The following is an 18,840-nucleotide window of genomic DNA, read 5'->3' as shown; positions in this document are numbered from 1 at the left end:
CCTACTTGGCCTCTCGGGTGGCGAGCTGTTCTTCGGACGTGGCGACCCCGAAGGCCTGCGGGATGGGCTGGCCGGCCATGTAGAGGCGTTCGGCGGCCTTCCGGGGCAGCGGGAGGTACTCGAAGTGGCCGTGGACCCGTCCGTCGGCGCCCATGGGCCGGGCGTTGAAGCGGGCCACGCTGACGATCCGGTAGTTGTCCCGGCCGTGCGAGTCGAGCACGGCGATCTCGGTGACCTTACGGGTGCCGTCGGCGTGCCGGGTGAGCTGGACGATCACGTCCACGGCGCTGTTGATCTGGTCGTGCAGCGCCTCGAAGGGGATCTTGATCTCCGACATCGAGGCGAGTGTCTGGAGGCGCATCAGCGCGTCCTCCGCGCTGTTGGCGTGCACGGTGGCCAGGGAGCCGTCGTGGCCGGTGGACATCGCCTGGAGCATGTCGAGCGACTCGCCGCCGCGGACCTCACCGACGATGATGCGGTCGGGGCGCATGCGCAGGGAGTTGCGGACCAGGTCGCGGATGGTGACCTGGCCCTTGCCCTCGACGTTCGCGGGCCGGGACTCCAGCCGGATGACGTGGTTCTGCTGGAGCTGGAGTTCGGCGGAGTCCTCGATGGTGACGATGCGCTCGTTGTTCGGGATGAGTCCGGAGAGCGCGTTGAGGAGGGTGGTCTTCCCGGTGCCGGTGGCACCGGAGACGATGATGTTCAGCTTGGCCTGGACGAGCCCGGAGAGCAGGAACAGCATCTGCTCGTCGAGCGAGCCGAAGCTGATCATCTCCGGGAGGGTGAAGGACCGGGGGAACCGCCGGATGGTGAGCGTCGCGCCGGTCAGCGAGAGCGGCGGAATGATCACGTTGACGCGCTCCCCGCTGGGGAGGCGGGCGTCGACCATCGGATTCGACTCGTCCACCCGGCGGTTGACGGTGGAGACGATGCGTTCGATGGTCTGCATCAGCTGTTCGTGCGAGCCGAAGCGCATCGGGAGCTGTTCGACCTTGCCGCTGCGCTCCACGAAGATCTGGTCGGGTCCGTTGACCATGATCTCGGTGATGGACGCGTCCTCCAGGAGCGGTTCGAGGATGCCGAGGCCGAGTGCCTCGTCGACGACCCGGCGGATCAGCTGGGAGCGCTCGACGGTCGACAGGACCGGGCCCTCGCGGCTGATGATGTGGCCGAGTACGCGCTCCAGGCGGGCCCGCCGGTCGGCCGCGGCCAGCGAGGACATCTCCGCGAGGTCGATCTCCTCAAGCAGCTTGGCCCGGTAGGAGGCGACCATGTGGCCGTCCTCGCGGCCTCCCGCGCGTTCCTCGGGGGCGGTGATGCGTGCCCGCAGACTCATGGTGCCAACTCCTCGGTCCGGCTTGCTGGTGGTGCGGTGCGGGGCTCAGTCGCGCGGCATGGTGGAGCTGCGGGTGGCCTTCCCCAGATGGAGGCCGGGGATGATGCTGGGGATCGTCACGTGGGCGGTGTACGTGACGTCGTCGGTACGGGTCGAAGAGCCCCAGCGCAGGCCGTCCGCGAGCCAGCCGCTGATGGCGCTCGCGCCGGCCTGTTCGGGCGATCCGGCCGTCGGGCCGTCCTGACCGGCCGTGCGGGCGGCGACGCGTGCGGCGGTGCCCGCCTGGTTCACGGTGTACGCGGCGATGCCGAGCTGGATGGCGCAGAGGCCGACCAGCAGCAGCAACGGGATGAACCCCAGGTACTCGATGGCGACCTGTCCGCGCTCACGACGGGACCCGCGCCTGATTCCGGTCATCGTTCAGCCCTCCTTCACCGAAGCCGCTTCGCCGGTGACCGTCGGCCCCCAGTCGAGTACGCCGGGCACCAGGACGGGCACGGCGAGGTGGACCCTGGCCCGGTAGAGGCCGGAACCGCTCACTCCGCACTCGATGGAGCCGCCCCGCCAGGCGTCGGGCAGGTCCTCGTTCGCCGCCTGCGAGCAGGCGGCGCCGCGGTTCCCCTGCGCCCCGCCCCCGGCCCGCGCCCCCATGTCCGCCGCGTTGCTCGCCAGGGTGAACGTGTAGCCGTACAGGGCGCACTGCCAGAGCAGGACGAGCAGCAGAATGATCAGAGGCGTCACCCCGACGAACTCGATCGCGGTCTGCCCGCGGTCGCGGTCGCGGCGGCGACGCCTCCTGCCTAAGGCTGTGCCCCTGCCCGCGCTTTCGCCCGTACCGCTGCCCGTGCCGGTGTCCGCCGTCGCCGTCCGCGTCGTTGCCATGGATGCGCCCGCCCCTCAGTCGGTTCTGCCACGGCCGGCGATCTCGCCCCGCCTGCGCGGACGGCCGATCGAGCCACGGTCGCCCCGGTACTTCTCCCGGCCCGCCTGGGCGGCGGGGAGCTTCACCAGGCCCAGCTCTCCCGCCAGCGCCCAGAGCGCCTGTTTCACCACGCTCTTCTGGTCGAGTTCATGCATCCGTCCGGCGTCGACGGCACTCTGGAGTTCCTTGAAATTCGCGGGAATCGGCGTTCCGGCCAGCCGGGTCCCGGTGATCTTCTGGATCAGCGCCGGCTGGATCTCGGTGTTCCGGTTGAACCGGTTGACGACCGTCGTGGTCTCCTCCGCCTTGCGGATCTGGAGCCGGTCCCACATCCGTACGATGCGCTTCGCACCGCGTACCGCGACCACGTCCGGGGTGGTGACCAGCAGGGCGGTGTCGGCCATCTCGATGGCGGCGGCGTTGGCACCGCTCATCTGGGCGCCGCAGTCGATGATCAGGATCTCGTACCGCGAGCGCAGCGCGCTGACGATCTGCCGGGCCGCACGGTCGCTGACCTCCTCGCCGCGCTCCCCCTCACCGGGGGCGAGGAGCAGCGCGATCCCGGTGCTGTGGCTGAACACCGCGTCGGACAGGACGCGCGGGGAGATGTCGCTGATCGCGGCCAGGTCGACGATGGAACGGCGGAACTGGACGTCCAGGTACGAGGCGATGTCCCCGGACTGGAGGTCCATGTCGACCAGCGCGACGGTCCGTCCGGAGGCCTGGGCGGCGAGGGCGAGCTGCACCGCCGTGACGGTGGTCCCCACTCCGCCCTTGGCGCCGCTGACCGTCACGACGGTGCCGCCGGGTCCGGTGAAGACGTCGCCGCCCGCGCCGAGGTGCCGGCGTACGCCGACGGACCACTGGGCGGCGGACTGGACCCGGTTGATCAGTTCCTCGTAGCCCAGCGGCAGGGTGGCCAGACCGCGCGCCCCTGAGTCCATCGCGGCGGAGAACAGGCTGGGGCTCGCGTCGGCGGTGATGAGCACCACCCCGACGGCGGGGAAGCGCAGGGACACCTCCCGGATCAGCTCCAGGGCCGGCACCGGTCCGATCCGCTCGTGGACCAGAACCACCTCGGGCAGCTCGTCGAGCGATTCCCCGGCGAGGCGGGCGAGGGTGTCGATGAGCTGGGTCGAGTCACCGACCGGCGCGGCCGGTTCCGCGTCGGGGAGCTGGCTGAGCAGGGTGGTGACGGATCTGGCCGCGTCGGCTTCGCCGACGGCCGGGAGGATCCTCGTGGTCATCCGATCCTCACTTGTCCTTGTCGAGCGTGTACGTGCGGTCGCCCGGACGGATGGTGCTGTCGCTGCCGGGTGCGATGAGTGCGAGGCGTACGTGCTGCGCGAACGATTCCGCGTACGCGATGCGCTGGGTGTCCAGGGTGTTCAACGCGAAGGTGATCGGCACCGCCTCCGTGGCCTGGCTGCCCTTGCCGTCGCGGCTGGGGTCCAGCGGGGTCAGCTTGCCCACGTCCAGGACCTTGGCGTTGGAGACGATGACCTTGGACTGGGCCGGTTCGCCCTCGCGCTCGCCGGCGAAGGTGGCGTAGACGTTGACCGTGGCGCCGGAGGTGATCTTCCCGGCCACCCCGGTGGCCGCGTCGATCATGATGGCGATCTCCTGCTCACCGGGTTTCAGGGCGGGCCGCGCCTGCATCATGTCGGACTGGAGGAGCGAGCCCTTCTTGAGCGTGGTCAGGGCGATCTTGCCGCTGACGTCCGAGAGGTCGGTGACCGCGTTGGCCGAGAGCCACCGCTTGGGCATCGACACCTTCTCGAACCTGTCCGGGGTCAGGCCGGTGAAGGGAGGGATGTCGCTCTTCAGCCGGTAGGCCGAGACCTCGGGTCCGACCTTCGAGTTCACGTCACTGATCACCGAGAGCACACCGGCGAAGGCGCCGAAGGCGCACAGGACCGAGAGCAGCAGGAGTATCACGCCACGGCGCTGTCGGGAGTTCATGGGCCGGACAACCTCGTTCGGGTCGGATGTGTGGGGGGCTGACGGGGGAAGGGAGCGGGTGCGCGGCACGCGGTGGGCGTCCGGACCGCGAGGGGAGCCGCGGAGGAGGATTCCGCGGTTCGCTACGGCCGCGGCGGTGCGGGCGCCCCTTGGTTCATGACGCCGGACACGGGCATTCGGGTCTCGGTGGCGGGAAGGGGCGAGGAACAGAAACCGCAGCGATCACCGATCAGCTCCATTCCGCACCAGTGACATGTCACGCGCCTTACTGAGGACACGAGTTGATACAGGACGGAGATATCGGGAAGGTAGGCGGCAAATTCGATCAGCTTCCCGGTTCCCCACCACCGGGGGGATTGAGCGGGCAGCTTTGCGTCCTGAATCGCCTGCACCTTCCAGGCGGGCGCCAGGGTCTGCCGTACCCAATCGGACTGCAACTGCCCCTGGGCGACCTGAAGATGGGTGTCGAACTGTGGCCCCGCCAGCGGCTCCGCCGACGGGCCGACCTTGACGAGCTGCGGATTAGGCCCGGCCAGTACGGCGAACTGGGATCCGGGCACCCAGGAATGGGCGTGGGTCTTCAGACTGACGGGGACGCGGTCGAACCTGGTCACCGAATTCAGCAGGGCGCCCGCGTGGATGTAGTGGGACAGAAGCCGCACGGAGGAGGCGATCACTCCAGGGCTGAAGTCGCAGACGGACAGCTGCCGTAACTGCCTGGCCAGCACGGCCACGCCCAGCGGCGGCAGATCCACCTTGAGCAGCGCGATGCGGTCGCTCTCCAGCACCGAGCGGACGGCGTGCAGCCGCTGTTCGTGAGCGAGCGCGATTCCTGTCGGGTACACAGCGATTACGTACCCGTGCCGCTCCAGCATCATGTGCATGTCGCCGATCGCCAGATCCATCGCCTGGTCGTCGGGCGACTGGAGCAGGGCCGCCGTCGGCGTCTGCTGGTCGGTCGGCGGCAGGACCAGGTCGGTGCTGGTCACTGCTATTGCGGTCGGCACGCTGTTCCCCGTTCGGCTCCGGTCGGCGTCGCCTTGACGTCGGCCGCAATCGCTGTTGCTCCGCGCTTCCGCCTCAGCCCCTTCTCCAGCACTTTAACCGTGTCCCACACGGCAGAAACACCCAAAGGAAGGCGACAACAGCACCACTCTTCCACCAGCGGCACAACACTCCCGTACGAAATCGGACCAAACCGAAGCTTGTTAACTTCCGTACCACTGCGGAGGGTTACTGTCAGGCATTCCCATTTCCGTACCGCTGGAATTCATTTGCGCACGTCAATGTGGATCTTGACATGTCCTCGCCATAGAGAACGCGACAGGAACCGTCACTGTCCGGCCCCGCGGCTCACATCACCCGTGAGGGGGGCGCACGCCGGGCGGCTGATTGCCATCCACGGCTGGACGTCGTGCGCGGGCAGCCGTCGCCGCACCGCCTCCGACAGCCTTCGCTGCCAGAGGTCTTGACAACTTGATTGGTCTGGACCAGTTTATCGGCCAGCGGTGGCCACCGTTCCTCGATTCCACACCCCCGACATCCCCGTGTCGCTCCCCCGCCATCCCCAACTCCCCCACGGAGGCAGCAAGTGGAACGTTCCCCCGTCACCAGCAGAAGAGGGCGCCGTACCCGTCAGGCGCTGGGTGCCACCGTGGCCGTCGTCGCGGCCGGCGCCCTGACCGTCACCGGCCTCGTCAGCACCGCGCAGGCCGCCGACGTCAACGTGGCCAAGAACGCGGGCTTCGAGTCGGGCCTCGCCAACTGGACCTGTTCCGGCGGCTCCGGTGCCATCGTCTCGTCCCCCGTGCACGGCGGCACCTCCGCCCTCAAGGCCACCCCGGCCGGCCAGGACAACGCCCAGTGCACCCAGACCGTCGCGGTGAAGCCCAACTCGACGTACGCGCTCAGCTCCTGGGTCCAGGGCGGCTACGCCTACCTGGGCGTCAGCGGCACCGGCACCACCGACGTCTCCACCTGGACGCCCGGCTCCAGCAGCTGGTCCCAGCTCTCGACCAGCTTCAAGACCGGGGCGAACACCACCTCGGTCACCGTGTACACGCACGGCTGGTACGGCCAGTCCGCCTACTTCGTCGACGACCTATCGGTGAGCGGCCCCGACGGCGGCGGCGGCACCGACCCCGGCCCGACGATCCCCGCCGCCCCGGCCGGTCTCGCGGTCGGCACGACCACGGCCTCCTCCGTCTCGCTGTCCTGGAACGCGGTGTCCGGCGCGACCGGCTACACCGTCTACAAGGACGGCGCGAAGGCCACCACCACCACCGGCAACTCGGCCACCGTCACCGGGCTCACGGCCAACACCGCGTACCAGTTCACGGTGACCGCCACCAACGCGGCCGGTGAGTCCGTCAAGTCGGCTTCGGTCAGCGGCCGTACGGCCGTCGGCGGCGGCACCGACCCGGGTGTCCCGTCCACCTCCGTGCCCAAGCACGCCGTCACCGGCTACTGGCAGAACTTCAACAACGGCGCGACCGTGCAGAAGCTCAGCGACGTGCCCGCGAACTACGACATCATCGCGGTCTCCTTCGCCGACGCCACGGCCACGCCCGGTGCCGTCACCTTCAACCTGGACTCGGCGGGCCTGAACGGCTACACCGTCGACCAGTTCAAGGCCGACATCAAGGCGAAGCAGGCGGCCGGCAAGAACGTCATCATCTCGGTCGGCGGTGAGAAGGGGTCCGTCTCGGTCAACAGCGACGCCTCCGCCACCAACTTCGCCAACTCGCTCTACTCCCTCATCCAGGAGTACGGCTTCAACGGCGTCGACATCGACCTGGAGAACGGCCTCAACTCCACGTACATGACGAAGGCGCTGCGCTCGCTGTCGCAGAAGGCGGGCTCCGGTCTCGTCATCACGATGGCCCCGCAGACCATCGACATGCAGTCCACCTCGGGTGAGTACTTCAAGACGGCGCTCGGCATCAAGGACATCCTCACCGTCGTCAACATGCAGTACTACAACAGCGGTTCGATGCTCGGCTGCGACGGCAAGGTCTACTCGCAGGGTTCGGTGGACTTCCTCACCGCGCTCGCCTGCATCCAGCTGGAGGGCGGCCTCGACCCCTCGCAGGTCGGCCTCGGTGTCCCCGCCTCCACCAGCGGCGCGGGCAGCGGCTACGTCGCCCCCTCGGTCGTGAACGCGGCGCTGGACTGCCTCGCCAAGGGCACCGGCTGCGGCAGCTTCAAGCCGTCGAAGACCTACCCCGGTGTGCGCGGCGCGATGACCTGGTCGACCAACTGGGACGCCAAGTCGGGCAACGCCTGGTCCAACGCGGTCGGCCCGCACGTGCACGGCCTCCCGTAACCTCCCGCGGTCCCGCACCACGGGACCCGCGTCCATGACCAGCAGCGCCGCCGCTCCCCCGGCGGCGCTGCTGCGTCAGCCGGACGTGTGAGCCGTGCCCCGCGCCGCCGCGCCGCCGCGCAGTTCGCGGCGTCTGCGCTGTTCCGCGACGTCGGTGACCGGCGCGGACAGGAGCAGGGTCCGGGTGTACGGGTGGTCGGGCGACCGGGTGATCCGGTCGGCGTCCCCCGTCTCCACGATCTCGCCCCGGTGGATCACGGAGACCCGGTGGCTCATGAAGCGGACCACGGACAGGTCGTGGGAGACGAAGAGGTACGAGACTCCGGTCTCCTCCTGGATCTCCAGCAGGAGTTCGAGGACCGTGCGCTGCGTCGTCAGGTCCAGGGCGGAGACCGGCTCGTCGCAGACGACCAGTCGCGGCCGGAGCGCCAGGGCACGGGCGATCGCCACCCGCTGGCGCTGGCCGCCGGAGAACTCCCGGGGCAGGCGCCGCGCCGCGTCCGGGGGCAGCTGGACCCGGTCCAGCAGCTCCCCGACCCGCCCGCGGGCCTCCCGGGCGTCGACGCCCTGGCCGATCAGCGGCTCGGCCAGCGTGTCACCGACGGTCAGGGAGGGGTTCAGGGAGGTGTACGGGTCCTGGAAGATGACCTGGAGGTCGCGGCTGAGGGCACGGCGGCGGGCCCGGCCCGCGGTGTCGATGCGTTCGCCGTCGAAGGTGACGCTGCCCGACCGGACGGGGACGAGTCCGAGGACGGCCCGGCCGATCGTGGTCTTGCCCGAGCCCGACTCACCGACCAGGCCCAGGGTCTCGCCGGGCCGGACGGTGAGGCCGACGCCCTTGAGCACCTCGGTGCGCGGGGCGCGGCGGCCCTTGCCGGGGAACGAGACGCGCAGGTCCCGCACGTTCAGCAGGGCGTCCCCGTCCGCCTCTGGGGGATGTACGGCAGTTGCGGCGGTGGTCATGCCGGGGTGCTCCTCGCGTCTCGGGGCTGCCAGGGTGCCCGTGCGGGGGCGTCGTCGAGCACGGCGTCGAGCAGTGTGCGGGTATAGGGGTCGCGGGGGGCGTGCAGGACCTGTTCGGTGTCGCCGGTCTCCACGATGCGGCCCGCGTTCATCACGGTGACCCGGTCGCAGACGTCGGCGACGACGCCGAGGTTGTGGGTGACCAGGAGGACTCCGAGGCCGCGCTCCCGCTGCAACCGGCGCAGCAGGTCGAGTACCTCGGCCTGCACGCGCACGTCCAGGGCGGTGGTGGGTTCGTCGGCCACCAGGAGTTCCGGGTCGCAGGACATCGCCCCGGCGATGAGTACGCGCTGCGCCATGCCGCCGGATATCTCGTGCGGGTAGCGGCGCATGACCTGCTCGGGTTCGGGGATCTCCACGAGCCGCAGCAGGTCGACGGCGCGGCGGGCGGCCTCGGCGCGCGGGATGCCGAGGACGTAACGCATCGGTTCGGTGAGCTGGCTGCCGATGGTGAAGGCGGGGTCCAGGTTGCTCATGGGTTCCTGCGGGATGTAGGCCACCGTGCGTCCGCGCAGCGCCCGGTGTGCGCGTTCGGGCAGTCCGGCGACCTCCTGGCCGGCCACCAGGACGCTGCCCCGGCTGATCCGGCCGCCCTCGGGGAGGATGCCGAGTACGGAGAACGCGGTCTGGGTCTTCCCGGAGCCCGACTCACCGACGAGGCCGACGATCTCGCCGGGCCGGACGTCGAGGTCGATGCCGTGCACGACCTCCTTCTCCGTGCCGTCCGGACGGCCGTACGCCACGGCGAGGCCCCGGATCGAGAGCAGCGGTGCGCGGTCGTCCGCACCGGCGGCCGGGTCCGGGGCGGCGACGGGCGCGGGTGCGGCCGGATCGCGCCGCTTGCCGGGTGTGCGGCGCCTCGCGGGTTCGCCGGTACGGTCCTCCAGCACATCGCGCAGGGCCGTCGCCAGGAGCACCAGCGCGCCGTTGGTCAGGCCCAGCGCGAGGCCGGGCCAGAGCAGCAGCTCCGGTTCGCGCTGGATGTTCTGGAACGCCTCGTTGAGCATGGCGCCCCAGGTCGCGGCGGATCCGCTGCCGACGCCCAGGAATTCGAGCCCGGCCTGCAGCCCGATGGCGAGCCCCGCGACGAGCGCGACCTGGATGATGATGGGGCCGCGCACCACGATCAGCACGTGGCGGGCGACGATGCGGATGTCGGAGAGGCCGGAGACCTTCGCGGCGTCGACGTACAGCTCGCCGCGGACGTTGGCGACGATGCCGCGCACCAGGCGGAAGAAGCTCGGCGCGACCAGGACGCCGAGCACCACCATCAGGACCCAGACGTTGGGGCCGAGGATGGCGCGGGACGCCAGCAGGACGACCATGGCGGGAAGCGCCATGACGAGGTTGACGGCCCAGCCCGCGACGGCGTCGAACCGCCCGCCGCGGTACCCCGCGAGCAGCCCCGACGGCACGCCGAGGAGCAGGGCGATGGCCAGGGCGATGAGCGCGCCGCCGAAGGTGTTGCGTCCGCCGTACAGGATGCGGGAGAGGATGTCGCGGCCCGCCGAGTCCATGCCGAGCGGGTGACCGGCGCTGGGGCCCGCGAAGGCGTCGCCGAGCGAGGAGACGCCCGGGTCCTGGGGGGCGAGCAGCGGGGCCAGCAGGACGGCCGCCACCAGGAGCAGCAGGACGGTGAGGGAGACCGCGCCCAGGGGGTTGCGCAGCAGGCGGCGCGGGATGCCGCGGGGGCTGCGGGCGGGGCCCGGACGGGCCGCCGCGGGCGTGGCCGGGGCGGCGGGGAGGTTGTCGCTCATGCGACCCTCGCCTTCGGGTTGAGCCAGCCGATCAGGATGTCGACCAGGAGGTTGATCAGGACGACGCCGACCACGGTGAGCATGACGAGCGCCATGATCACGGGGATGTCGCCGCGGGTGGTGTAGGTGACGGTCATGCCGCCGATGCCGGGGAGCGCGAAGATCTGCTCGACCAGCACCGCGCCGCCGAGCAGCCCGACGAACTGCATGCCGAGTACGGAGAGCGCGGGTGCGGAGGCGTTGCGCAGTACGTGCCTGAGCACGATGCGGGAGGCCGGCAGGCCGCGGGCCCGCAGGGTGCGTACGTAGTCCTGGCGCAGCACGTCGACGACGGCGCCGCGCACCTGCTGGGAGACCCCGGCGACGGAGGCCACCGACAGGGCGAGCACCGGCAGGGTGATGGTCGAGAGCCAGTCGCCGGGTGACTCGGTGAACGGGACGTACCCGATGGCGGGGAACCAGTTCAGCCGGACGGCGAAGACGAGGACCAGCACCAGCGTGACCAGGAAGCCGGGCAGGGCGTATCCGACGACGCCGAGGACCTGCACCACCCGGTCGACGGCACCGCGCCGCACGCCCGCCCAGACGCCGAGCAGGAAGGAGACGACGGCGGTGACGAGGGTGACGCCGAGCATCAGGCTGACCGTGACGGGCAGCCGGTTGGCGATGGCCTGGGTGACGTCCTCGCTGGTGAACCAGGAGGTGCCGAAGTCGCCGCGTACCGCGTGGGAGAGCCAGTCGGTGTACTGCGCGATCACGGGGCGGTCCAGGCCGAGCGAGGCGTTCTTCGCGTCGATGGCGCTCTGCGACGCGCCCTGGCCGAGGAGTTGGCGGCCCACGTCCGTGCCGGGGATCGACAGCAGCAGGTAGGAGAGCAGGGAGATGACGACCAGGAGCAGGACTCCGGCGGCGATTCTGCGGGCGATGAAGATCAGCATGAGTCTCGGTATCCGTGACCGGCGGCCGGATCGGCCGGGGTGATGCGCGTCCGGCCGGGGCCCGCGTTCGGCGGGGCCGTGCTCGGCGCGTGGGAGGCCCCGCGCCGCTTCGGCGGCCGGGGGACTGGGGCGACCCTACCCGCAGAATTAACCAGTTGGTAGGTTTCGCTCGCAGGAATTTACCACCTGGTAAGTTCAGGGCAGTCCGGACCGGGGCCGAAAGCGCACCCGGCCCGACCGCCCCCGGAGGGAAGCCCGTTGAGCCAGGAGCCCCGGACGAAGGGCGAGCGCACCCGCGCCCGCATCCTCGACTCCGCGACCGAACTGTTCTCCCGTCACGGCTTCACCGCCGTCTCCCTGCGCGAGATCGCCACGCACGCGGGGCTCACCCACGCGGGAGTGCTCCACCACTTCTCCGGCAAGGAGGCCCTCCTGCTGGAGGTGCTCAGCCTGCGCGACCGCAACGACGCGGCACGGCTCTTTCCCCGCCTGCTCGATCCGGAGGCGCCGGAGCCGCCGCCCGGCGAGCGGCTGCGCCGCCTCATCGGTGTGATCGTGCGCAACAGCGGCACCCCCGGTCTCGTCTCCCTGTACGCGAGGCTCTCGGCCGAGGCCTCGGAGCCCGGCCATCCGGCCCACGACTACTTCGTGCGGCGGTACGCGCGGCTGCGCACCGAGGTCGCCGCCTTGCTGGCCGCCCTGTTCGATGCCGCGGAACCGCCGGTGCGGGCCGATCCGTCCCGCACCGCCCAGCAGTTGCTGGCCCTGCTGGACGGGTTGCAGGTCCAGTGGCTGCTGGAGCCGGACGCGGTCCTGATGGAGGAGCTGGTACGTGACTTCCTCGCCCGGTGCGGACTGCCCACCGCCGGAGCCGCCCCGTCGGGGCCGGGTCCGGACCCGGTCAGCGACTGATCGCCGCGAGGACCGCGGCGGCGGTGCTCCGGTGCCCGGCGGCGTTGGGGTGGAAACCGGCGGCGCTTTCGGTCTCCTTGGGCTCGATGTACCGCACCCCGTCCGCCGCGCAGGCGTCGTGGCCCACCGACGGCTTGTAGGCGTCGACGTAGGTGGCGCCGTAGACGGCCGCCTGCTCGGCGAGCATGGAGTTGAGCTGCTTGGTCTTGTCCCGTATCCACGGGAAGTCGCCGGTCGCCAGCGGGATCAGGTCGCGGCAGGCCGAGCCGTCCTCGGGGAAGATCGCCGGGTAGCCGACCAGGAACACCTCGGCCCGTGGGGAGCGGGTGTGGATCTCCTTGAGGACCGCCTCGATCTTCGGTCCGGTGGCGTTGATCCGGGAGCGGACCTCGTCCGTACCGAACAGGGTGAAGCTGGTCCTGCACGGGGCCCCGTCGGGTGCCAGGTAGGCGACCAGGACGCAGCGGGTGAGCAGGCCCGTCAGGTCGAGGTCGTTGCCGCCGATGCCCAGGGTGACCAGCGTCGTGTCCGGCCGCAGGGCGTCCAGCTGGGCGGGGGCGGACCCCTGTCGCCCGGTCATATGCGTGGTGTCGGCTCCCGCGCAGGTCACGTCGGTGACCTGGGCCGCGTGGATCGCCCCGGCGACCAGGGACGGGTAGTTCCGGCTGGAGCGCCCGCAGTTCAGGTCCGTCTCCTCTGGGATGCCGAGGCCGGAGCTGTAGGAGTCGCCGAGCGCCACGTACCGGGGCGCGGGGGCCACCGAGGCGGTACGGGCGGACAGCGCGCGGTCGCCCGGGTGCGCCGCCGCGGGACCGGCGGCCGCCATGCCGAGCAGCCCGGCGACGGCCAGTACGGCCCCCGCCCCCGCGGCGGACCGGCGGACCGGGCGGGCCCGGCGGACGGCCTGCCTCACGGACCGGGGCAAAGAACGGTGCAGCGGCATTGCCGTACCTCTTCTCGTCACGGGCCCGGAGGTCCGGGCCTCTGCGGGGCGGCGCCCCGGAATCCGAAAACCGTATGGCGATCGGTTTTAGTCGTCAAGACTCCGGACACCGACAGCCGCAACCCCGCCGACCGCGACCCCGGGTACCTTGACAGCGAAAACCGATCAACTTACGTTTTTTGTGTACCGATGCTTCCAGCCACCTCGAAACCGTGAACGGGCAGGCCGTATGACCCAGCAGAACCACTCCCCAGCCGCCGCCTCGTCCCCCGGCCCGACCCTCGCCGAGAAGGCGTCGCTGACCAGCGGGGCGGGGGACTTCGTGACCGAGGCGGCCGCGGGCGTACCGGCCGTATCGGTGTCCGACGGGCCGCACGGCCTGCGGCTGCCCAAGGAGAGCGGCGACGGCGGCCAGCTCGATCTGCACAGCGCCGCCCCCGCCACCTGCTTCCCGCCGGCCGTGGCGCTCGGCAGCAGCTGGGATCCCGCGCTCACCGAGCGGGTGGGCGGCGCCCTCGCCGCCGAGGCCCGCGCGCACGGCGTCCACGTACTGCTGGGACCTGGCATCAACATCAAGCGGTCGCCGCTGTGCGGGCGGAACTTCGAGTACTTCTCCGAGGACCCGCACCTGACCGCCGAGCTGGGCGGCGCCATGGTGCGCGGGCTCCAGGAGGCCGGGGTGGGCGCCGCGTTGAAGCACTACGCGGCGAACAACCAGGAGACCGACCGGATGCGGGTCAGCGCCGACATCGACGAGCGCCCGCTGCGCGAGATCTACCTCCGCGCCTTCGAACGCATCGTCCGCCGCGACCGCCCCTGGTCCGTGATGGCCTCCTACAACGCCGTCAACGGTGTGCCGGTCAGCGAGAACCACCGGCTCCTCACCGACATCCTGCGCACCGAGTGGGGCTTCGACGGCATCGTGATGTCCGACTGGGGCGCGGTCCGCGACCGCGTCGCCGCCCTGCGCGCCGGACTGGACCTGCAGATGCCCGCCACCGGCGGGCGGACCGACGCCGAGGTCGTCGCCGCCGTCGAACGCGGCGAACTCGACGTCGCGGTCCTCGACCTCGCGGTGGAGCGGCTCACCCGCTTCGCCCACCGGGCCACCGCCGCCGCCCGGACCGATGGCGGGGCGCCGCCCCACGAGGCCCATCACCGGCTGGCGCGGGAAGCGGCGGAACGGTGTGTGGTGCTGCTCAAGAACGACGCGGAGCTGCTGCCGCTGGACCCGCGGACCGGCAGCGTCGCCGTCATCGGCGAACTCGCCCGCACCCCCCGCTACCAGGGCGCGGGCAGCTCCCAGGTGACCCCGACCCGGCTGGACGTCCCGCTGGACGGCCTGCGGGAGGCGGCCGGGGGGACACGGGTCGAGTTCGCCGCCGGTTACGCGCTGCCGGGCGGCGAACCGGAGCGGGACGAGGCCTCGCTCACCGAGGAGGCGGAGCGGCTCGCCGCCTCCAGCGACACGGTGCTGCTCTTCCTCGGCCTGGCCGCGCAGGACGAGTCCGAGGGCTTCGACCGCGACCACATCGATCTGCCGCCCGCTCAGCTCCGGCTCCTGGAGCGGATCGCCGCAGTCAACCCGAGGGTCGTGGTGGTCCTGTCCAACGGCGGTGTGGTCCGCACCGCGCCCTGGCAGGAGCTGGCCCCCGCCGTCGTCGAGGGGTGGCTCCTCGGACAGGCCGGCGGCAGTGCGCTGGCACGGGTGCTGTTCGGCGCGGTCAATCCCTCGGGCCGGCTCGCCGAGACGATTCCGCTGCGCCTTGAGGACTCCCCCTCGTATCTGTCCTTCCCCGGCGAGGAGGGCCATGTCCGTTACGGGGAGGGCGTGTTCGTAGGCTACCGGGGATACGACGCACGGCGCGCCGAGGTCGCCTTCCCGTTCGGGCACGGCCTGTCGTACACGACGTTCGGATACTCCGGACTGACCGTGGACACCGCCCCCGGCGGTTCGCGGTTCGAGGTACGGGTCCGGGTGGCCAACACCGGGAAGCGGTCCGGGCGCGAGATCGTCCAGATCTACGCCCGGGGACCGCTGGACAGCCAGGTCGCCCGCCCCGAGCGCGAACTGCGGGGCTTCGCGGCGGTGGAGCTGGAGCCGGGCGAGTCCCGCGAGGTCCGCGTCGTGGTGGACCGCGACGACCTCGCCCACTACAGCGAGCGCGAGGGCGGCCGCCATGTGGAGGGCGGTACGTACACCTTCGAGGCCGCGGCCTCCTCCCGGGACATCAGGCTGTCCGTGGACGTTCCGGTGCAGGGCGACCCTTCGCGGATCAGGCTGACCGGGCGCCACACCCTCGCGGAGTGGTTCGGGCATCCGGTCGGCGGGCCGCTGCTCATGGCGCGGTTCGCCGGTGGCGGCGAGGGCGGTCAGGGCTCGGCGGCGATGGCCGATCCGGTGATGCGCCGCTTCCTTGCGGGCATCCCGCTGGATGTGATCGCCGAGTTCCCGCAGGGCAGCCTCACGCCGGAGGACGTGGCGGCGCTGACCGCCCGGGTGGCGGCGGCCGGGGACGCGGCGGACGAGCGGGCGGACGGCAGCGGTGCCTGAGGACGGCGCGGCCGTCGACGGGCGCGCCGCCGCCGGGTGGGAGGGGGTGGTGGAAGCGTTCGCCCGGGGGCAGGCAACGGACCCCGGTGCGGCCCAGCTGACCGTGCACCACCGCGGCCGGGTCGTCGTCGACGCGTGGACGACCGGGCGGCCCGACGGCGGGCGCACCCACGGCCCGGACTCCGTGGGGGTGCTGATGTCCGTGACCAAGGGCCTGGTCGCCGTCTGCGTCCACCTGCTCAGCGAGCGCGGGCAGCTCGATCCGGACGCGCCCGTGGCGCGCTACTGGCCCGAGTACGCGGTCCGGGGCAAGGAAGGGACGACGGTCGCCGATCTGCTCACGCACAGCGCGGGGCTGCCCTCGTTCACCGCGTCCCCGGCGGACGCGGCAACCGTCGATCTGCTGGACCGGGAGGAGTGCGCGGCGCGGCTCGCGGCATCGCGGCCGCTGTGGCGGCCCGGCACCGCCGCCCTCTACCACTCGCTCACCTTCGGGCATCTGGCCGGTGAGATCGTCCGGCGGATCACCGGGAGCACGGTCGGGGAGTTCTTCGCGGCCGAGATCGCCGCACCCCTGGGCCTCAGCCTGTGGATCGGGCTGCCGCCGGACGAGGAGCACCGGTTCGTACCCCAGCACTCCCCCGCACCGTCGCGCACGGACGACGCGATCACCGCGCTGCTCGCGGCCCTCGGCCTTTCCCGGGACGAACCGCTCGCCCTGGCGCTGATGGCCTCGACGACCGAACTGACCCGTTTCACCGACGCGTTGGGCACCCGAGCGGGCCGCGCCGCCGAGGTCCCCGCGGCGGGCGGCATCGGCGACGCCCGCTCGCTGTCCCGGCTCTACGCGGCCGTGATCGGGCACGTCGACGGCGTACGGCTGCTGTCGCCGCTCACGGTGGAGCGGGCGTGCGCGCCCCGCACCGACCGGCTGCCGCCGCCCGCGCCGCTGGTCCGCCCCGCGGACGCCGACCCGAGCCGCTTCGGGCTCGGCTTCGAACTCCCGCGCCGCGGACTGCCGATGCTGGGTGAGGGGTCCTTCGGCCACGCGGGGGCGGGTGGCCGGCTGGGCATGGCCCACCCCCGGAGCGGCCTGGCCGTGGGCTACACCTGCACGGAGATGTCATGGACGGGGACCGGACCCGATCCCCGCTGGGTGCCGTGGACGCGCGCGATCCACGAGGCGGCCGGAACGGCGCGCGGCGGCTGACCCGGGCGTGACGAGCGACGGGGCGTCGCGGCGATGACCGCTGCGACGCCCCGCCCGTGTGCCCGGCCCGAGCACGGGGCCCGGGGCCCGGCGTCAGTCCCCCGGCCTCGGGGCCAGCAGCGCCATCACGTCGTCGATCGGCTGCTCCATGGACGTCGAACGGTCGATCAGCCACTGCAGCTGGATGCCGTCCGCCACCGCGATGAGCAGCACCGCGAGGCGCTCCGGCGGGATGTCCGTACGCATCTCGCCCTCGTCCATCCGCCGCTGAAGGTACTCCGCGACGCGCTCGCGCAGGGTCGGGTAGCGGTCGGCGAAGTGGGCGTGGGCCGGGTGCTCCGGATCGCTGGCCGCCGCGGACATGGAGACGAACAGCTCCACGAGACCGGGTGTGCTCGCGCCCTCCCGGATGATCTCGCGGTAGGCCTCCGGGCCGGCCCGCTCCCGCTGGCGTTCCCGCGCCGTCTCGTCACGCACCCGCAGGACCTGGGTGAGCAGGTCCTCCTTGGAGTCGAAGTAGTGCATGAGGCCCGGGAGGCTCAGATTGCACCGGGCCGCGACCTTGCGGAGGGAGGTGCCGCGGTATCCCTCGGCGGCGAAGATCTCCAGAGCGGCGTGCAGGATCTCACCGCGCTTCGCCTCGCCCTTCTCGTAAGGACCTCTTTTTGCCATGCCGTCAGCCTAGACGGAGGGCCGGTACGCCCGCCGGGGCGCCGGGTATGCGCCGGGAGCGGGCCAGGGCCCCGAGCCAGTGGGCCGACTGCTTCGGGGTGCGCGCGAAGGTGCGCGGATCGACCGCGATCAGCCCGAACGTCGGCCGGTAGGTGCCCCATTCGTAGTTGTCCAGCGCGCTCCAGTGGAGGTAGCCGCGCACGTCGATGCCGTCGCGCATGGCGTCCGCGAGGCTCGCGAGGGCGCGTGCGGTGTAGGCGATGCGCCGCTCGTCGTCCCCGGTGGCGATGCCGTTCTCGGTGACGAGGATCGGGATGCCGGGCAGCAGCCGGGCGGTGTGCCGGACGGCCTCGCCCAGCGCCTCCGGGTAGAACTCCCAGCCGGTCAGGGTGGTCTCGGCCCCCTCGGGGACGGGCAGCGGTCCGCCGGGGCCGATGAGGTGCCGGGTGTAGGCCTGTACGCCGATCCAGTCGTCCTCGCGCGCGGCCTCCAGGAACACGTCCTCGCGCGGGCGGGCGTAGGCGTCCGCCGTCCGCCGCGCCCCGGGCTCGGCCTGGTACACCTGGTTGGCCACGGTCCAGCCGACCTGGAGGCCGAGGTCTGCGGCCTTGAGGACGGTGCTCGCGGCGCGGTGGGCGCGGATGAGGGACTGGGTGATGTCCGCCGCGGGCTCGACGGCACCGAGGCCGCCGGCCGCCGCGCCGTTCTCGCCCGCACCGGCGGCCCCGCTCCAGCCGTGCTCGGCGGCGTGCCGCCGGATGGCGTACATCAGGGCCACCATGTTGGGCTCGTTGATGGTCGCCACGTGGCGTACCCCGGCGCGCAGGACGTCGAGCGCGGTACGCGTGTAGGCCGCGAAGAGTTCCGCCGCGTCCGGTGCGGCCCAGCCGCCGTGCTCCCCGAACCAGCGCGGGGAGGTGAAGTGGTGCAGGGTCACCACAGGGGTCAGCCCGCGTTCGAGCGCACCGCGCACCATGGCGCGGTAGTGCGCGACGGCCGCCTTCGACACCCGGCCCCGCTCGGGCTCGATGCGCGCCCATTCGATGCTGAAGCGGTAGGCGTTGAAGCCGAGGTCCCGCAGCAGGTCCATGTCCTCGGGCCAGCGGTGGAAGCTGTCCGCGGCGTCGCCGCTCGGCTCGGTGACGAAGGTGTCGGAGCTGTTCTCCAGGGCCCACCAGTCGCTGGACACGTTGTTGCCCTCGACCTGGTGGGCAGAGGTGGCGGCTCCCATCAAAAAGCTTTCCGGCAGCACGAGTTCGGACTCGGCCGAGGGCTTCATACAG

16 protein-coding genes are annotated in these 18,840 nt (G+C 71.7%); 4 read left to right on the top strand and 12 right to left on the bottom strand.

Annotated elements, in window-relative coordinates:
• Position 1 precedes the first annotated feature (1 nt).
• The 6 genes from ACFVQ0_RS11295 to ACFVQ0_RS11270 form a co-directional block, all read right to left on the bottom strand.
• A complete protein-coding gene (locus ACFVQ0_RS11295) occupies positions 2–1,339 on the bottom strand; it encodes a CpaF family protein (RefSeq protein WP_390086753.1) in 1,338 nt (445 codons plus the stop codon).
• 45 nt (positions 1,340–1,384) lie between these two features.
• On the bottom strand, positions 1,385–1,756 hold the full coding sequence (locus ACFVQ0_RS11290) for a TadE/TadG family type IV pilus assembly protein (protein WP_390086751.1): 372 nt from the start codon (positions 1,754–1,756) through the stop codon (positions 1,385–1,387).
• Positions 1,757–1,759: 3 nt separating this feature from the next.
• Positions 1,760–2,221, bottom strand: coding sequence for a TadE/TadG family type IV pilus assembly protein (locus tag ACFVQ0_RS11285; RefSeq protein ID WP_390086749.1), 462 nt, complete (start codon positions 2,219–2,221; stop codon positions 1,760–1,762).
• Between the two features lie 15 nt (positions 2,222–2,236).
• Positions 2,237–3,508 carry a CpaE family protein gene (locus tag ACFVQ0_RS11280; protein WP_390086747.1) on the bottom strand — a complete coding sequence of 424 codons (1,272 nt, stop codon included), beginning with the start codon at positions 3,506–3,508 and terminating at the stop codon, positions 2,237–2,239.
• Positions 3,509–3,515: 7 nt separating this feature from the next.
• Positions 3,516–4,223: a Flp pilus assembly protein CpaB gene (gene cpaB, locus ACFVQ0_RS11275; RefSeq protein WP_390086745.1), complete on the bottom strand. Its 708-nt coding sequence runs from the start codon at positions 4,221–4,223 to the stop codon at positions 3,516–3,518.
• Between the two features lie 122 nt (positions 4,224–4,345).
• Positions 4,346–5,212: a hypothetical protein gene (locus ACFVQ0_RS11270; protein ID WP_390086743.1), complete on the bottom strand. Its 867-nt coding sequence runs from the start codon at positions 5,210–5,212 to the stop codon at positions 4,346–4,348.
• Positions 5,213–5,814: 602 nt separating this feature from the next.
• On the opposite strand from ACFVQ0_RS11270, the gene ACFVQ0_RS11265 reads away from it, so the two are divergent.
• Entirely contained in the window at positions 5,815–7,548 is a 1,734-nt protein-coding gene (locus ACFVQ0_RS11265) for a chitinase (protein ID WP_390086741.1), read from the top strand.
• 75 nt (positions 7,549–7,623) lie between these two features.
• Here ACFVQ0_RS11265 and ACFVQ0_RS11260 read toward each other — a convergent pair whose 3' ends face one another.
• The 3 genes from ACFVQ0_RS11260 to ACFVQ0_RS11250 are packed head-to-tail and all read right to left on the bottom strand — an operon-like array spanning position 7,624 to position 11,266.
• Positions 7,624–8,511: an ATP-binding cassette domain-containing protein gene (locus tag ACFVQ0_RS11260; protein WP_390086739.1), complete on the bottom strand. Its 888-nt coding sequence runs from the start codon at positions 8,509–8,511 to the stop codon at positions 7,624–7,626.
• Positions 8,508–10,328 carry a dipeptide/oligopeptide/nickel ABC transporter permease/ATP-binding protein gene (locus tag ACFVQ0_RS11255; RefSeq protein WP_390086737.1) on the bottom strand — a complete coding sequence of 607 codons (1,821 nt, stop codon included), beginning with the start codon at positions 10,326–10,328 and terminating at the stop codon, positions 8,508–8,510. The genes ACFVQ0_RS11260 and ACFVQ0_RS11255 overlap by 4 nt, the downstream gene beginning before the upstream one ends.
• Positions 10,325–11,266, bottom strand: coding sequence for an ABC transporter permease (locus ACFVQ0_RS11250; RefSeq protein WP_390086735.1), 942 nt, complete (start codon positions 11,264–11,266; stop codon positions 10,325–10,327). Before ACFVQ0_RS11250 ends, ACFVQ0_RS11255 begins: the two co-directional genes overlap by 4 nt.
• Positions 11,267–11,524: 258 nt before the next feature.
• Here ACFVQ0_RS11250 and ACFVQ0_RS11245 point away from each other — a divergent pair, with 258 nt between their 5' ends.
• Positions 11,525–12,178, top strand: a complete 654-nt coding sequence (locus ACFVQ0_RS11245) for a TetR/AcrR family transcriptional regulator (RefSeq protein WP_390086733.1) — start codon at positions 11,525–11,527, stop codon at positions 12,176–12,178.
• On the opposite strand, the gene ACFVQ0_RS11240 is transcribed toward ACFVQ0_RS11245, so the two are convergent.
• Complete coding sequence (locus ACFVQ0_RS11240; RefSeq protein WP_390086731.1) at positions 12,168–13,091, bottom strand: SGNH/GDSL hydrolase family protein; 924 nt, start codon at positions 13,089–13,091, stop codon at positions 12,168–12,170. The genes ACFVQ0_RS11245 and ACFVQ0_RS11240 overlap by 11 nt on opposite strands.
• Before the next feature lie 259 nt (positions 13,092–13,350).
• Here ACFVQ0_RS11240 and ACFVQ0_RS11235 point away from each other — a divergent pair, with 259 nt between their 5' ends.
• Positions 13,351–15,675, top strand: coding sequence for a glycoside hydrolase family 3 C-terminal domain-containing protein (locus ACFVQ0_RS11235; protein ID WP_390086729.1), 2,325 nt, complete (start codon positions 13,351–13,353; stop codon positions 15,673–15,675).
• Positions 15,668–16,885 (top strand): serine hydrolase domain-containing protein, encoded by a 1,218-nt coding sequence (locus ACFVQ0_RS11230; protein ID WP_390086727.1) that lies wholly within the window; start codon positions 15,668–15,670, stop codon positions 16,883–16,885. The genes ACFVQ0_RS11235 and ACFVQ0_RS11230 overlap by 8 nt, the downstream gene beginning before the upstream one ends.
• Before the next feature lie 93 nt (positions 16,886–16,978).
• Here the strand turns inward: ACFVQ0_RS11230 and ACFVQ0_RS11225 are convergent, their stop codons facing one another.
• Positions 16,979–17,557, bottom strand: a complete 579-nt coding sequence (locus tag ACFVQ0_RS11225; RefSeq protein WP_390086725.1) for a TetR/AcrR family transcriptional regulator — start codon at positions 17,555–17,557, stop codon at positions 16,979–16,981.
• Positions 17,558–17,561: 4 nt separating this feature from the next.
• On the bottom strand, positions 17,562–18,836 hold the full coding sequence (locus tag ACFVQ0_RS11220; protein WP_390086723.1) for a glycoside hydrolase family 1 protein: 1,275 nt from the start codon (positions 18,834–18,836) through the stop codon (positions 17,562–17,564).
• Between the last annotated feature and the right edge of the window lie 4 nt (positions 18,837–18,840).

This window comes from Streptomyces sp. NPDC057900 (genome assembly GCF_042887885.1).
In the GTDB taxonomy this organism is placed as follows: domain Bacteria; phylum Actinomycetota; class Actinomycetes; order Streptomycetales; family Streptomycetaceae; genus Streptomyces.
The sequence above is the reverse complement of the archived record's forward strand: the minus strand, read 5'-3'. Positions and strand labels throughout refer to the sequence as shown.

Coding starts and splice junctions, on each gene's coding strand:
- ACFVQ0_RS11295 (WP_390086753.1), bottom strand. CDS start 1,339: ATGAGTCTGCGGGCACGCATCACCGCCCCCGAGGAACGCGCGGGAGGC.
- ACFVQ0_RS11225 (WP_390086725.1), bottom strand. CDS start 17,557: ATGGCAAAAAGAGGTCCTTACGAGAAGGGCGAGGCGAAGCGCGGTGAG.
- ACFVQ0_RS11290 (WP_390086751.1), bottom strand. CDS start 1,756: ATGACCGGAATCAGGCGCGGGTCCCGTCGTGAGCGCGGACAGGTCGCC.
- ACFVQ0_RS11260 (WP_390086739.1), bottom strand. CDS start 8,511: ATGACCACCGCCGCAACTGCCGTACATCCCCCAGAGGCGGACGGGGAC.
- cpaB (WP_390086745.1), bottom strand. CDS start 4,223: ATGAACTCCCGACAGCGCCGTGGCGTGATACTCCTGCTGCTCTCGGTC.
- ACFVQ0_RS11280 (WP_390086747.1), bottom strand. CDS start 3,508: ATGACCACGAGGATCCTCCCGGCCGTCGGCGAAGCCGACGCGGCCAGA.
- ACFVQ0_RS11220 (WP_390086723.1), bottom strand. CDS start 18,836: ATGAAGCCCTCGGCCGAGTCCGAACTCGTGCTGCCGGAAAGCTTTTTG.
- ACFVQ0_RS11285 (WP_390086749.1), bottom strand. CDS start 2,221: ATGGCAACGACGCGGACGGCGACGGCGGACACCGGCACGGGCAGCGGT.
- ACFVQ0_RS11255 (WP_390086737.1), bottom strand. CDS start 10,328: ATGAGCGACAACCTCCCCGCCGCCCCGGCCACGCCCGCGGCGGCCCGT.
- ACFVQ0_RS11235 (WP_390086729.1), top strand. CDS start 13,351: ATGACCCAGCAGAACCACTCCCCAGCCGCCGCCTCGTCCCCCGGCCCG.
- ACFVQ0_RS11250 (WP_390086735.1), bottom strand. CDS start 11,266: ATGCTGATCTTCATCGCCCGCAGAATCGCCGCCGGAGTCCTGCTCCTG.